A 13,599-nucleotide genomic window follows, 5' to 3' on the forward strand; every position below is an offset into this window, starting at 1 on the left:
ATGGCGTTCACCGACCCGTTCATCCGCCGCCCAGTGCTGGCCTGCGTGGTCAGCCTGTTGATCCTGCTGCTGGGTCTGCAGGCCTGGAGCAAGCTGCAGATCCGCCAGTACCCGCAGATGGAAAACGCCCTGATCACGGTGACCACCGCCTACCCCGGGGCCAACGCCGAGACCATCCAGGGCTACATCACCCAGCCGCTGCAGCAGAGCCTGGCCAGCGCCGACGGCATCGACTACATGACCTCGGTGAGCCGGCAGAACTTCTCGATCATTTCGGTCTACGCGCGGATCGGCGCCGACACCGACCGCCTGTTCACCCAGTTGCTGGCCAAGGCCAACGAGGTGCGCAACAAGCTGCCCCAGGACTCCGAGGATCCGGTACTGAGCAAGGAGGCCGCCGACGCCTCGGCACTGATGTACATCAGCTTCTACAGCAAGGAAATGAGCAACCCGCAGATCACCGACTACCTGTCACGGGTCATCCAGCCCAAGCTGGCCACGTTGCCGGGCATGGCCGAGGCCGAGATCCTCGGCAACCAGGTGTTCGCCATGCGTATCTGGATCGACCCGGTGAAGCTGGCCGGCTTCGGCCTGTCGGCGGTGGACGTGACCAACGCCGTGCGCCGCTACAACTTCCTCTCCGCGGCCGGCGAAGTGAAGGGCGAGTACGTGGTCACCAGCATCAACGCCACCACCGAACTCAAGTCTGCCGAGGCCTTCGCAGCCCTGCCGGTGAAGACCAGCGGTGACAGCCGGGTGCTGCTGGGTGACGTGGCCCGAGTGGAAATGGGTGCGGAAAACTACGACACGGTCAGTTCGTTCGACGGCACGCCCTCGGTTTACATCGGCATCAAGGCCACGCCGGCGGCCAACCCGCTGGAGGTGATCAAGGAAGTGCGGCGGATCATGCCGCAGCTCGAAGAAGAACTGCCCTCCAGCCTGAAGGTGTCCATTGCCTACGACGCCACCCTGTTCATCCAGGCCTCCATCGACGAAGTGATCAAGACCCTCGGCGAAGCGGTGCTGATCGTCATCGTCGTGGTGTTCCTGTTCCTCGGCGCCCTGCGGTCAGTGGTGATCCCGGTGGTGACCATCCCGCTGTCGATGATCGGCGTGCTGTTCTTCATGCAGATGATGGGCTATTCGCTGAATCTGCTGACCCTGCTGGCGATGGTACTGGCCATCGGCCTGGTGGTGGATGACGCCATCGTCGTGGTGGAAAACATCCACCGTCATATCGAAGAAGGCAAGACGCCCTTCGAAGCGGCCCTGGAGGGTGCCCGCGAGATCGCCCTGCCGGTCGTGTCGATGACTATCACCTTGGCTGCTGTGTACGCTCCCATTGGTTTTCTTACCGGGCTGACCGGCGCCCTGTTCAAGGAGTTTGCCCTGACCTTGGCCGGTGCCGTGGTCATCTCCGGGGTCGTCGCCCTCACCCTCTCGCCCATGATGTGCGCCGTGCTGCTGCGCCATGAACAAAACCCCAGCGGCCTGGCCCACCGCCTGGACCTGATCTTCGAATCGCTCAAGGTCCGCTACCAGCGTCTGCTGCACGGCACGCTGAACAGCCGCCCGGTGGTGCTGGTGTTCGCCGTGCTCATCCTGTGCCTGATCCCGGTGCTGCTGATGTTCACCCGCAACGAGCTGGCCCCGGAGGAGGACCAGGGGGTGATCTTCATGATGAGCAGTTCGCCGCAGACCGCGAACCTCGACTACCTCAACGCCTATACCGACCAGTTCACGCCGATCTTCAAGGGCTTCCCCGAGTACTACTCGTCATTCCAGATCAATGGTTTCAACGGTGTGCAGAGCGGTATCGGCGGCTTCCTGCTCAAACCCTGGAACGAACGCGAGCGCACGCAGATGCAGCTGCTGCCACTGGTGCAGGCCGAACTAGAACAGATCGGCGGCCTGCAGATCTTCGGCTTCAACCTGCCATCGCTGCCCGGCACCGGCGAGGGCCTGCCGTTCCAGCTGGTGATCAACACCGCCGGTGACTACCCGGCGCTACTGGAGGTGGCGCAACGGGTCAAGGAGCGCGCCCAGGCCTCGGGCAAATTCGCCTTCCTCGACATCGACCTGGCCTTCGACAAACCCGAGGTGGTGATCGACATCGACCGCGCCAAGGCGGCGCAGATGGGCGTGTCGATGGACACACTGGGGAGCACCCTGGCGACCTTGCTGGGCGAGGCCGAGATCAACCGCTTCACGCTGGAGGGCCGCAGCTACAAGGTCATCGCCCAGGTCGAACGGCCCTACCGCGCCAACCCCGGTTGGCTGAACAACTATTACGTGAAGAACGAGCAAGGCCAGCTGTTGCCATTATCGACCTTGATCACCCTGAGCGACCGGGCCCGGCCGCGACAGCTCAACCAGTTCCAGCAGCTGAACTCGGCGATCATCCAGGGCGTTCCGCTGGTGAGCATGGGTGAAGCACTGGAAACCGTGCGCGCCATTGCCCGCGAAGAGGCGCCGGAAGGCTTTTCGCTGGACTATGCCGGGACAGCGCGGCAGTTCGTCCAGGAGGGGAGCGCGTTGTGGGTGACCTTCGGCCTGGCGCTGGCGATCATCTTCCTGGTGCTGGCGGCGCAGTTCGAGAGCTTCCGCGATCCGCTGGTGATTCTGGTGACCGTGCCGTTGTCCATCTGCGGGGCGCTCTTGCCGCTGTTCCTTGGGGTCTCGAGCATGAACATCTATACCCAGGTGGGGTTGGTGACACTGATCGGGCTGATTACCAAGCATGGGATTCTGATTGTCGAGTTTGCCAATCAGCTACGGGACGAGCGGGGGCTTGGGGTACGTGAGGCGATCGAAGAAGCCGCTGCGATTCGCCTGCGACCGGTGCTGATGACCACGGCGGCCATGGTGTTTGGCATGGTGCCCTTGATTCTGGCTACCGGGGCCGGGGCGGTCAGCCGGTTTGATATCGGGATGGTGATTGCTACCGGGATGTCGGTGGGGACTTTGTTTACGTTGTTTGTTTTACCGTGCATTTATAGTGTTTTGGCGCATAAGGAAGGGATTGGTATTCGTAGGTGATTGTTTTTGGTTTTGTAGGCGTATTCGTAGACGATATCGACATTTAGTCACCTTTCCGCCCTTACGGCGGCCGACTTTTGTCGTGGCAAAAGTCGGCAAAACCGTTCGGCTCCGTTCATACGGCCCCTACGCTTCGCTCCGGGGTTCCCTCGCTCCGTTCTTGCTCCCGTGGGTACCGCGCTGTACGCCCCATCCTGGGGCGCAGCGCTCGACGGCCATCCATGGCCGTCGCCCCACTACGCAAGAACTCCACTCGGCCTCCTGAAGTCGCAACTTGTGTCGCCTGAACTATCGCGCACTTAGAAGCAAGATCAAGAGCAGATATGTTGGTTTTGTTAGTGGCTGTTATGTTGTTCTTCATTACGCTATCGCGGGGCAAGCCTGCTCCCACGTTGAATCACGTAGTCAAACTATGATGGGAGCGGGCTTGCCCCGCGATGTTGATCTAGAGTTCCCACGATGGCAACTAGCGACTAGCTGCGTTAGTCCAGGCGCCGCCCGTAACTTCGCGACTTCAGGAGGCCGAACGCAGGTCTTGCGGAGGGAGGTGACGGGCATGGATGCCCGTCAAGCGCTGCGCCCCAGGATGGGGCGTTCAGCGCGGTCCTCCCGGGAGCAAGGCCGGAGTGAGGGAACCCGGAGCGAAGCGGAGGGCCGGATGAATGGAGCGCAACGGCTTTGCTTACTTTGGCCAAGACCAAAGTAAGCCGCCGTAAGGGCGGAAAGGTGAATAAGCGTCGACATCACAAATGAATGCGCATACAACTCCCAAAACCACCAAACAACAACAACAACAACAACAACAACAACAACAACAACAACAAGGGGCGAATCAGAAGTCAGAACAACCACCCCCAATCCGCCCCCCTGTCAAACCCCTGATATCAATTCAAAGCATCAAGCAAAGCCTGGTTCATCTCCGGCGTCCCAATCGTAATCCGCAGGAACTGAGCAATCCGCTCCTGCTTGAAATGCCGAACAATCACCCCCTGCTCACGAAGCCGCGCCGCGATCCCGGCAGCATCCTGCCCGGGATGCCGGGCAAAGATAAAGTTCGCCGCCGAAGGCAGCACTTCGAACCCACGCGCCACCAACTCAGAAACCAGCACATCCCGGCTGTCGATAACCTTGCGGCAGGTCTCATCGAAATACTCCCGGTCGTCGAACGCCGCCGCGGCCCCGACTATCGCCATGCGATCCAACGGATAGGAGTTGAAGCTGTTCTTGATCCGCTCCAACGCCTCGATCAGGTCAGGATGCCCCACCGCCAGCCCGACTCGTAGCCCAGCGAGCGACCGCGACTTGGACAAGGTCTGGGTCACTAGCAGGTTGTCATAGCGATCAACCAGGCTGATGGCCGTTTCGCCACCGAAATCGATGTAGGCCTCATCGACCACCACCACCGAATCCCGGTTGGCCTGCAGCAGTTGCTCGACCGCCTCAAGCGGCAACAGGCAGCCGGTCGGCGCATTGGGGTTGGGGAAGATGACCCCGGCATTGGGCTTGCTATAGTCCGAAACCCGGATCTGGAACTGCTCATCCAGTGCTACCTGCTCGAACGCGATACCGTACAGACCGCAATACACCGGATAGAAGCTATAGCTGACGTCCGGGAACAGCAGCGGCCCACGATCGTGCTGGAACAGGCCGTGGAAAATGTGCGCCAGCACCTCATCCGAGCCGTTACCGACGAACACCTGGGCCGGCGTCACACCGTAGTATTCGGCCACCGCCTGCTTGAGCCGGTCACCATTCGGGTCCGGATACAGCCGCAGGTTATCGTTGAGCTCACCGCGCATGGCTTCCAGCGCCTTGGGCGACGGGCCATAGGGGTTCTCGTTGGTGTTCAGCTTAACCAGCCGCGCCAGCTTTGGCTGCTCGCCCGGCACGTAAGGCACCAGGTCCTTGACGAAGGGACTCCAGAATCGACTCATGCTCAGTTCCCCTTCTCGTTGAGGATGCGGTATTCGGCGCTGCGCGCGTGGGCGGTCAGCGATTCGCCCCGAGCCAGCACGGAAGCGGTATGACCCAGCTCGGACGCGCCCTGCTCGGAGCAGAAGATGATCGACGAACGCTTCTGGAAGTCATACACGCCCAGTGGCGAAGAGAAGCGCGCGGTGCCGGAAGTCGGCAGCACGTGGTTGGGGCCGGCGCAGTAGTCGCCCAGCGCCTCGCTGGTGTGACGGCCCATGAAGATCGCGCCGGCATGGCGGATCTGCGGCAACCAGGCCTGCGGATCGGCCACCGACAGCTCCAGGTGCTCGGGGGCAATGCGGTTGGCCACCTCGATGGCCTGCTGCATGTCACGCACCTGGATCAGCGCGCCACGGCCATTGATCGACTTCTCGATGATATCGGCACGCTCCATGGTCGGCAGCAGCTTGTCGATGCTGGCAGCGACGCGATCGAGGAAAGCGGCGTCCGGGCTGACCAGAATCGCCTGGGCATCCTCGTCGTGCTCGGCCTGGGAGAACAGGTCCATGGCGATCCAGTCCGGGTCGGTCTGGCCGTCGCAGACCACCAGGATCTCCGAAGGGCCGGCGATCATATCGATGCCTACCTGGCCGAACACATGGCGCTTGGCGGTCGCCACATAGATGTTGCCCGGGCCAACGATCTTGTCCACCTGCGGCACGCTCTCGGTCCCGTAGGCCAGGGCTGCCACGGCCTGGGCGCCACCGACGGTGAACACACGGTCGACCCCGGCGATGCAGGCCGCGGCAAGTACCAGTTCGTTGACCTCGCCACGCGGGGTCGGCACTACCATCACCACTTCGCTGACGCCCGCGACCTTGGCCGGAATGGCATTCATCAGTACCGACGACGGGTACGACGCCTTGCCACCAGGCACATACAGCCCGGCACGGTCCAGCGGCGTGACCTTCTGGCCGAGGACAGTGCCGTCAGCCTCGGTGTACTGCCACGAGTCCTGCTTCTGCCGCTCATGGTAGATCCGCACGCGGTTGGCGGCCTTTTCCAGGGCCTCGCGCTGTACCGGGGTAATGCGCGTCAGCGCCAGCTCCAGGCGCTCGCGATCGAGGATCAGGTCGTCGATCGTCTTGGCATCAACACCATCGAAACGCTGGGTGAACTCCACCAGTGCCTGGTCACCGCGCTCACGCACGGCCTTGATGATGTCGAGCACGCGCTGGTTGACCGCGTCATCGGACACACTTTCCCAGCTCAGCAGATGATCCAGATGTCGGGCGAAATCCTGGTCAGCGGCGTTGAGACGGGCAATTGCAGTGGACACGGTCATGGCGAGGGCCTCGTTATTAGCGGATGTTCAGGCGCCCTAAAGCTACCACTCCATCCGCGCGGGCACCTGAGAAAAAAGGCTATGACGCGGATAGACGGGCGCGACAGCGGAGGTCGCGCGCAGAGGTCAGCCGCGGTGTCGCGATTCGACGGCGTTGCGCAGGGTGTCGATCAGGCTCTGGATACGGGCGTGCTGCATCTTCATGGAGGCCTTGTTGACCACCAGGCGCGAGCTGATCGTGGCGATCAGGTCCTGGGGCTCGAGGCCGTTGGCGCGCAGGGTATTGCCGGTGTCGACCACGTCGATGATCTTGTCGGCAAGGTTGATCAGTGGCGCCAGCTCCATGGAGCCGTACAGCTTGATGATGTCGACCTGGCGGCCCTGTTCGGCATAGTAGCGCTTGGCTACATTGACGAACTTGGTAGCCACGCGCAGGCGGCCTTTGGGCTCTGGTGCGCCGGTTACGCCAGCGGTCATCAGCTTGCACTGGGCGATCTGCAGGTCCAGGGGTTCGTACAGGCCCTGGCCACCGTATTCCATCAGCACGTCCTTGCCGGCCACACCGAGGTCGGCGGCGCCATGCTCGACATAGGTCGGCACATCGGTGGCACGCACGATGAGCAGGCGCACATCATCCTGCGTGGTGGGGATGATCAGCTTGCGGCTCTTGTCCGGATTCTCGGTCGGCACGATACCAGCCTCGGCCAGCAGTGGCAGGGTATCGTCGAGAATACGGCCTTTGGATAGCGCGATGGTCAACATTGGAACGTCGGTCCTTAAGCGTCTACTGCCGGCCGGGCTCAGCAGCCCGACCGCATACGATTCGGCTGGCGCGTCCCTGCGCCACGATGACTGCTAGCCCGGTACGCGACGGATTTTCGCGCCCAGCATCTGCAGTTTCTCCTCGATGCACTCGTAGCCACGGTCGATGTGGTAGATGCGATCGATCAGGGTGTCGCCTTCGGCGACCAGCGCCGACAGCACCAGGCTGGCGGAAGCACGCAGGTCGGTGGCCATTACCGGCGCACCTTTGAGCGCCTTGACGCCAGTGACGATGGCGGTGTTGCCCTCGACCTGGATCTGCGCGCCCATGCGGTGCATTTCATACACGTGCATGAAGCGGTTTTCGAAGATGGTCTCGATCACCGCGCCAGTGCCTTCGGCGATGGCGTTGAGCGAAATGAACTGCGCCTGCATGTCGGTCGGGAATGCCGGGTACGGAGCGGTACGCAGGTTAACGGCCTTCGGCCGCTTGCCGTGCATGTCCAGCTCGATCCAGTCTTCGCCGGTGGTGATGTCGGCGCCGGCTTCCTTGAGCTTCTCGAGGACAGCTTCGAGGATGGTCGGGTCGGTATCCTTGACCTTGACGCGGCCACCGGTCACGGCAGCGGCGACCAGGTAGGTGCCGGTCTCGATACGGTCGGGCATGACACGGTAGTTGGCCGAGTGCAGGCGCTCGACGCCATCGATGGTGATGGTGTCGGTACCGGCGCCCTGGATCTTCGCACCCATGGCGATCAGGAAGTTGGCCAGGTCGACCACCTCCGGCTCACGGGCGGCGTTCTGCAGCACGCTGCGGCCCTTGGCCAGGGCGGCGGCCATCATGATGTTCTCGGTGCCGGTGACGCTGACGGTATCGAAGAAGAAATGCGCGCCGCGCAGGCCGCCTTCGGGGGCCTTGGCCTTGATGTAGCCGCCTTCGACGTCGATCTTCGCGCCCATGGCCTCGAGGCCGCGAATGTGCAGGTCGACCGGACGCGAACCGATGGCGCAGCCACCCGGCAGGGCCACTTCGGCCTCACCGAAGCGGGCTACCATGGGGCCGAGCACCAGGATCGAGGCGCGCATGGTCTTGACCAGCTCGTAGGGGGCGACCAGGGTCTTGATGGTACGCGGGTCGATCTCCACCGAGAGCTTTTCGTCGATCACAGGCTCGATGCCCATGCGGCCGAACAGCTCGATCATGGTGGTGATGTCGTGCAGGTGCGGCAGGTTGCCGACCGTGACCGGGCCATCGCACAGCAGGGTGGCCGAAAGGATCGGCAGGGCGGAGTTCTTTGCGCCGGAAATGCGGATCTCGCCATCGAGACGCGCGCCACCAGTGATAATCAGTTTGTCCATACGTATCTCGCCGCCAAGTAGGCTCAGGTGCGCTCAGCCCAGGCTGCGCTGCTGAAGAATTTCATGGTTACCGCGTGAATGCTGCCGTTGGCGATCCACGGATTGAGGTGAGCATAGATCGCCTGCTGACGCTTGACCGGGCTCTGGCCGGCCAGCTCGTCGCTGATCACGTTCAACTGGAAGTTGCAGCCTTCGCCTTCAACTTCGACCTGGGTTCCCGGCAATTTCTCTTCCAGAAAGCTTTTAACTTCTACGGCCTGCATGCTCAACCTCGATCGGCGCCCAACGCGCGCGGGTCGGCCATCATACAAAAAAGCCCCTCGCCTGCGAAGCCCATGAAGGGGCGCACTGACCGAGGGGCCTTTCCCGAACGGCAGGGCATCAGCCCGCCAATACCTCATCGAGGTCGTAGACCCCGGCAATTTCCTGCATGTTCTCGGGGATACCGCGCAACTCCCAGGTTTTTCCTGCCGCCTGGGCATCGCGCATGAACCCCAGCAGCAACGACAGGCCAACGCTGCTCGATTTGACCACCGCGGTGCAATCGAACACCAGGCGCGACTCGCCACTGGCGGCGATCAACGCCTTGCCCTGTTTGCGCAGGGCCGGGCCGCTGCGGTAATCCAGCACGCCGGCCAGGGCAAGAACGCCCGGCGCGGCCATGCTCACGGCGGCGTCGCTCATTTGACTTCCTTATCCGGCGAGCTGTCGGCTGTTTCCTTGGCCTTGGCCACTTCACCGGCCCAACCGTCGATGGTCTTGTCCAGGTTGTTGCCGTTACGCTGCATGGCATCCTGGAACTGGTCGCGGAACAGCTTGCCGATGTTGATGCCGTTGACGATGACGTTACGCACCTTCCACTCGCCGTCCAGCTTGACCATGGTGTACTGCACCGGATAGACCGCGCCGTTGGTGCCGGTGATCTTCATGCCGACGCTGGTGCGATCGTCACCCTCGGCCTTGGCCGGATCGACGGTGATCCCCTGGTTGTTGTACTCCAGCAAGGCGTTGCCATAGAACTGCATCAGGCTGCGCTTGAAGTTCTCCTGGAAGCGCTGCATCTGCTCGGGCGAGGCCTTGCGCGAATACTTGACCGTCATGATGCTCTTGGAGATGCCGTCGGCATCGACCACCGGGCCAAGGTTGGCGTTGAGCGCGTTGTAGAACGCATTGGGGTCGGCCTTGTACTGCTCCTTGTTGCTCTTCAGGTCGCTGAGCAACTGGGTGGTGGTGCCCTGGATCACATCACGGGCAGACTGCCCAGGCGCTGCCAGGGCCAGCAGGGGGAAGGCCGCCAGCAGGACCAGCAGGCCACGTCGCAGGATCGAAATCATGGAAACTCCTTAATTAGCCGGTTGAGCTTCTTTCGGTTCCTTGCCCACCGAGTTGAGCAGGAACTTGCCGATCAGATCTTCCAGCACCAGCGCCGACTGCGTGTCGTGGATGGTGCCGCCATCCTTGAGAACCACGTCCTCGCCGCCCACGCTGATGCCGATGTACTTCTCGCCCAGCAGGCCGGCGGTCAGGATCGAGGCAGTGGAGTCGGTCGGCAGGTTGTCGACATGCTTGTCCAGCTGCAGCGTCACCCGACCGGTATACGAGTCGCGGTCCAGATCGATGGCCGTGACCTTGCCGATGGTCACACCGGCCATGGTCACTTTAGCTCTGACCGTCAAACCGGCGATATTGTCGAAGTACGCATAAACTTTATATGTGTCGCTGCTCGGGCTGGCCGACAGCCCGCTGACACGCAGGGCCAGCAGCAGCAGCGCCAGGATCCCGGCCAGGAGGAACAGGCCGACACCGATTTCCAGGGTGCGGTTTTGCATCAGAAATCTCCAAACATCAAGGCGGTCAGAATAAAGTCCAGACCCAGGACTGCCAACGAGGCATAGACCACGGTCTTGGTGGTGGCACGGCTGATCCCTTCTGAAGTGGGCTCACAGTCGTACCCCTGGAATACGGCGATCCAGGTGACGACGAAGGCGAACACCAGGCTCTTGATCAGCCCGTTGAGCACGTCGTCGCTGAAAGAGACGCTGTTCTGCATGTTGCCCCAGAACGAGCCTTCGTAGACGCCCAGCCAGTCCACGGCAACCCACGAGCCGCCCCAGATGCCCACCACACTGAAGATCAGCGCCAGCAGCGGCAGCGAAATGAAGCCGGCCCACAGGCGTGGCGCCACGATGTACTTGAGCGGGTCGACGCCGATCATTTCCAGGCTCGACAGTTGCTCGGTGGATTTCATGTTGCCGATTTCGGCGGTCAGCGCAGAACCCGCGCGACCGGCGAACAGCAAGGCAGTGACCACCGGCCCAAGCTCGCGCAGCAGGGTCAGGGCGACCATCTGCCCCACCGCCTGTTCCGAGCCGTACTTGTTGAGAATGCTGTAGCCCTGCAGGGCCAGCACCATGCCGATGAACACGCCGGACACGACGATGATCGCCAGCGACAGCACGCCCACCGAATACAGTTGCTTGACCAGCAGCTGGAAACCGCCGCCGATACCACTGCGCCCGCCCAGCGAATGGCCGAGGAACAGGCACGAGCGTCCCAGCACGGCCAGCACATCGATGGCCGAACGGCCGAACAGACGGATACGTTCGAGTAAGGATTTTCTGCGCATCAACGCGTCCCCAGCAGATCGGCGCGGTAGTCAGGCGCAGGGAAGTGGAAGGGTACCGGGCCATCTGGGTCGCCTTTCATGAACTGGCGGATGCGCGGGTTGTCCGAGCCCATCAGTTCGTCCGGCGTGCCCTGCCCCAGCACCTGGCCATCGCCGACCACATAGATGTAGTCGGCAATGCTCGCGGTTTCCGCCAGGTCATGGGACACCACGATGCTGGTGATGCCCAGGGCATCGTTGAGCAAGCGGATCAGGCGCACCAGCACGCCCATGGCGATCGGGTCCTGGCCGACGAACGGCTCGTCGTACATGAGGATCTGCGGGTCCAGGGCGATCGCACGGGCCAGCGCCACACGGCGCTTCATGCCACCGGACAGCTCGTCGGGCATCAGGTCGATGGCGCCGCGCAGACCCACGGCCTGCAGTTTCATCAGCACGATGTCGCGGATCATCTCATCCGACAGCTGCGTATGCACCCGCAGCGGGAAGGCCACGTTCTCGAACACATCCAGGTCGGTGAACAGCGCACCGCTCTGGAACAGCACGCCCATCTGCTTGCGCGCATCGAACAGGTCGCCCCGCGACAGCGCGGGCAGGTTCTGCCCATTGACCCAGACTTCGCCGCCGGCCGGGCGCAACTGTGCGCCCATCAGGCGCAGCAAGGTGGTCTTGCCGCACCCCGAAGGCCCCATGATGCCGGTGACCTTGCCGCGGGGAATGCGTATGTCCACGTTGCTGAAAATGCTGCGCGAACCGCGCTTGAAGGTGACGCCCTTCAACTCGACCGCGTAGGCGCTATCCACACTCATCTAGACTCCTTGCTAGTGCAGCCTCGTCATAGTGGACGCCTGCCTTCATCTTGAAGGCACACAGGTCCCCGGCGGGCCGAATAGCGGCGAACTATAGCACCGCTGATAGGCCCGCCCCAAGGCCGTCACCCCACTCGTTCAGGGCGCAGACAGGCAGGCGCGGCATCCATATGACATTCGAAGGATGAGCCTTTCACACATTGCGGCTATAATCGCCGCCTTTTCATCAGGCATTGCGTTTCGACATGACCCAATCCAGCGAGCTGATCCAATCCGCCCAGCGCACCCTGCGCCTCGAACTCGAGGCCGTGGAGGCCCTGCTGGCCCGCATCGACGGGGACTTCGTCAAGGCCTGCGAACTGATCCTGGCCAGCAAGGGACGGGTCGTGGTGGTAGGCATGGGCAAGTCGGGGCACATCGGCAACAAGATCGCCGCCACCCTGGCCAGCACCGGCACCCCGGCGTTCTTCGTGCACCCGGCCGAGGCCAGCCATGGCGACATGGGCATGATCACCCGTGACGATGTCATTCTTGCCCTGTCCAACTCCGGCAGCACCGCCGAGATCGTCACCCTGCTGCCTTTGATCAAGCGCCTGGGCATCCAGATGATCAGCCTCACCGGCAAACCAGACTCGCCCCTGGCCCAGGCCGCCGAGGTCAACCTCGACGCCAGCGTCGCCCAGGAAGCCTGCCCGCTCAACCTGGCACCGACCTCTTCCACCACCGCGGCGCTGGCGCTGGGCGACGCCCTGGCCATTGCCCTGCTGGAGGCTCGTGGCTTCACCGCCGAAGACTTCGCCTTCTCCCACCCGGGCGGCGCGCTGGGCCGTCGCCTGCTGCTGAAGGTCGAGAACGTCATGCATGCCGGCGAAGAGCTGCCCGTGGTAAAGAGCGGCACTCTGCTCAAGGACGCGCTGCTTGAAATGTCTCGCAAAGGTTTGGGCATGACCGTTGTGCTGGGTAACGACGGCAAGCTGGCCGGAGTCTTCACCGACGGTGACCTGCGCCGCAGCCTGGACCGCAACATCGACGTGCACAAGACGCTCATCGACGAAGTCATGACCGTGCACGGCAAGACCGCCCGCGCCGAGATGCTCGCCGCCGAGGCACTGAAAATCATGGAAGACCACAAGATCAGCGCGCTGGTGGTTGTCGACCAGGACGACCGCCCGACCGGCGCCCTGAACATGCACGACCTGCTGCGCGCCGGAGTGATGTAAATGAACCAGGACCTGATGCAACGCGCCAAGGCCATCAAGCTGGCGGTGTTCGACGTCGACGGTGTGCTCACCGATGGCCGCCTGTACTTCCTCGAGGACGGCAGCGAGTTCAAGACCTTCAACACCCTCGACGGCCACGGCATCAAGATGCTCATGGCCTCGGGCGTGACCACCGCAATCATCAGCGGGCGCAAGACCCCCGTGGTCGAGCGCCGGGCCAAGAACCTAGGTATCCCGCACCTGTTCCAGGGCCGCGAGGACAAACTGGTGGTGCTGGACGGCCTGCTCGCCGAACTCAATCTAAGCTATGAACAGGTCGCCTACCTCGGCGACGATCTGCCCGACCTGCCGGTGATCCGCCGTGTCGGCCTGGGCATGGCGGTGCAGAATGCCGCGGCCTTCGTTCGCCAGCACGCCCACGGCGTTACCCAGGCCCGCGGCGGCGAAGGCGCCGCCCGCGAATTCTGTGAACTGATCATGCAGGCCCAGGGCACCCTGGACGCTGCCAACGCCCATTACCTGTAA

Annotated in this window: 13 protein-coding genes; 3 read left to right on the forward strand and 10 right to left on the reverse strand. The window is 62.7% G+C overall.

Annotated elements, in window-relative coordinates; all coding sequences use genetic code 11:
* Entirely contained in the window at positions 1-3,039 is a 3,039-nt protein-coding gene (locus AAHK21_RS08505) for a multidrug efflux RND transporter permease subunit (RefSeq protein ID WP_367857001.1), read from the forward strand.
* Between the two features lie 884 nt (positions 3,040-3,923).
* On the opposite strand, the gene hisC is transcribed toward AAHK21_RS08505, so the two are convergent.
* From hisC to AAHK21_RS08555, 10 genes are all read right to left on the reverse strand, one after another.
* The gene (hisC, locus tag AAHK21_RS08510; protein WP_023630429.1) at positions 3,924-4,973 is read right to left on the reverse strand and encodes a histidinol-phosphate transaminase; all 1,050 of its coding nucleotides are present in this window, start codon (positions 4,971-4,973) and stop codon (positions 3,924-3,926) included.
* A gap of 2 nt (positions 4,974-4,975) precedes the next feature.
* Positions 4,976-6,298, reverse strand: coding sequence for a histidinol dehydrogenase (hisD, locus tag AAHK21_RS08515; protein ID WP_367857002.1), 1,323 nt, complete (start codon positions 6,296-6,298; stop codon positions 4,976-4,978).
* A 126-nt stretch (positions 6,299-6,424) separates the two neighbouring features.
* Positions 6,425-7,060: an ATP phosphoribosyltransferase gene (hisG, locus tag AAHK21_RS08520; RefSeq protein ID WP_023630427.1), complete on the reverse strand. Its 636-nt coding sequence runs from the start codon at positions 7,058-7,060 to the stop codon at positions 6,425-6,427.
* Positions 7,061-7,153: 93 nt separating this feature from the next.
* Entirely contained in the window at positions 7,154-8,419 is a 1,266-nt protein-coding gene (gene murA / locus AAHK21_RS08525) for a UDP-N-acetylglucosamine 1-carboxyvinyltransferase (protein ID WP_046856963.1), read from the reverse strand.
* A gap of 23 nt (positions 8,420-8,442) precedes the next feature.
* Positions 8,443-8,682: a BolA family protein gene (locus tag AAHK21_RS08530; RefSeq protein WP_023630425.1), complete on the reverse strand. Its 240-nt coding sequence runs from the start codon at positions 8,680-8,682 to the stop codon at positions 8,443-8,445.
* Positions 8,683-8,800: 118 nt separating this feature from the next.
* Positions 8,801-9,103: a lipid asymmetry maintenance protein MlaB gene (locus AAHK21_RS08535; protein WP_367857003.1), complete on the reverse strand. Its 303-nt coding sequence runs from the start codon at positions 9,101-9,103 to the stop codon at positions 8,801-8,803.
* On the reverse strand, positions 9,100-9,753 hold the full coding sequence (locus tag AAHK21_RS08540) for a phospholipid-binding protein MlaC (RefSeq protein ID WP_046856965.1): 654 nt from the start codon (positions 9,751-9,753) through the stop codon (positions 9,100-9,102). Before AAHK21_RS08540 ends, AAHK21_RS08535 begins: the two co-directional genes overlap by 4 nt.
* 9 nt (positions 9,754-9,762) lie before the next feature.
* Entirely contained in the window at positions 9,763-10,248 is a 486-nt protein-coding gene (gene mlaD, locus AAHK21_RS08545; protein ID WP_046856966.1) for an outer membrane lipid asymmetry maintenance protein MlaD, read from the reverse strand.
* Complete coding sequence (mlaE, locus tag AAHK21_RS08550; RefSeq protein ID WP_031315029.1) at positions 10,248-11,045, reverse strand: lipid asymmetry maintenance ABC transporter permease subunit MlaE; 798 nt, start codon at positions 11,043-11,045, stop codon at positions 10,248-10,250. The genes mlaD and mlaE overlap by 1 nt, the downstream gene beginning before the upstream one ends.
* Positions 11,045-11,854, reverse strand: coding sequence for an ATP-binding cassette domain-containing protein (locus AAHK21_RS08555; protein WP_023630420.1), 810 nt, complete (start codon positions 11,852-11,854; stop codon positions 11,045-11,047). The genes mlaE and AAHK21_RS08555 overlap by 1 nt, the downstream gene beginning before the upstream one ends.
* A 245-nt stretch (positions 11,855-12,099) precedes the next feature.
* Here AAHK21_RS08555 and AAHK21_RS08560 point away from each other — a divergent pair, with 245 nt between their 5' ends.
* Together AAHK21_RS08560 and AAHK21_RS08565 are read left to right on the forward strand one after the other, a co-directional pair.
* Entirely contained in the window at positions 12,100-13,074 is a 975-nt protein-coding gene (locus AAHK21_RS08560) for a KpsF/GutQ family sugar-phosphate isomerase (RefSeq protein ID WP_217868486.1), read from the forward strand.
* Positions 13,075-13,599, forward strand: coding sequence for an HAD family hydrolase (locus AAHK21_RS08565; RefSeq protein ID WP_160291260.1), 525 nt, complete (start codon positions 13,075-13,077; stop codon positions 13,597-13,599). It abuts the gene before it with no gap.

Origin of the sequence: Pseudomonas sp. TE50-2, from assembly GCF_040813665.1 — a bacterium.
GTDB lineage: Bacteria > Pseudomonadota > Gammaproteobacteria > Pseudomonadales > Pseudomonadaceae > Aquipseudomonas > Aquipseudomonas soli.

Coding starts and splice junctions, on each gene's coding strand:
- AAHK21_RS08505 (WP_367857001.1), top strand. CDS start 1: ATGGCGTTCACCGACCCGTTCATCCGCCGCCCAGTGCTGGCCTGCGTG.
- hisC (WP_023630429.1), bottom strand. CDS start 4,973: ATGAGTCGATTCTGGAGTCCCTTCGTCAAGGACCTGGTGCCTTACGTG.
- hisD (WP_367857002.1), bottom strand. CDS start 6,298: ATGACCGTGTCCACTGCAATTGCCCGTCTCAACGCCGCTGACCAGGAT.
- hisG (WP_023630427.1), bottom strand. CDS start 7,060: ATGTTGACCATCGCGCTATCCAAAGGCCGTATTCTCGACGATACCCTG.
- murA (WP_046856963.1), bottom strand. CDS start 8,419: ATGGACAAACTGATTATCACTGGTGGCGCGCGTCTCGATGGCGAGATC.
- AAHK21_RS08530 (WP_023630425.1), bottom strand. CDS start 8,682: ATGCAGGCCGTAGAAGTTAAAAGCTTTCTGGAAGAGAAATTGCCGGGA.
- AAHK21_RS08535 (WP_367857003.1), bottom strand. CDS start 9,103: ATGAGCGACGCCGCCGTGAGCATGGCCGCGCCGGGCGTTCTTGCCCTG.
- AAHK21_RS08540 (WP_046856965.1), bottom strand. CDS start 9,753: ATGATTTCGATCCTGCGACGTGGCCTGCTGGTCCTGCTGGCGGCCTTC.
- mlaD (WP_046856966.1), bottom strand. CDS start 10,248: ATGCAAAACCGCACCCTGGAAATCGGTGTCGGCCTGTTCCTCCTGGCC.
- mlaE (WP_031315029.1), bottom strand. CDS start 11,045: ATGCGCAGAAAATCCTTACTCGAACGTATCCGTCTGTTCGGCCGTTCG.
- AAHK21_RS08555 (WP_023630420.1), bottom strand. CDS start 11,854: ATGAGTGTGGATAGCGCCTACGCGGTCGAGTTGAAGGGCGTCACCTTC.
- AAHK21_RS08560 (WP_217868486.1), top strand. CDS start 12,100: ATGACCCAATCCAGCGAGCTGATCCAATCCGCCCAGCGCACCCTGCGC.
- AAHK21_RS08565 (WP_160291260.1), top strand. CDS start 13,075: ATGAACCAGGACCTGATGCAACGCGCCAAGGCCATCAAGCTGGCGGTG.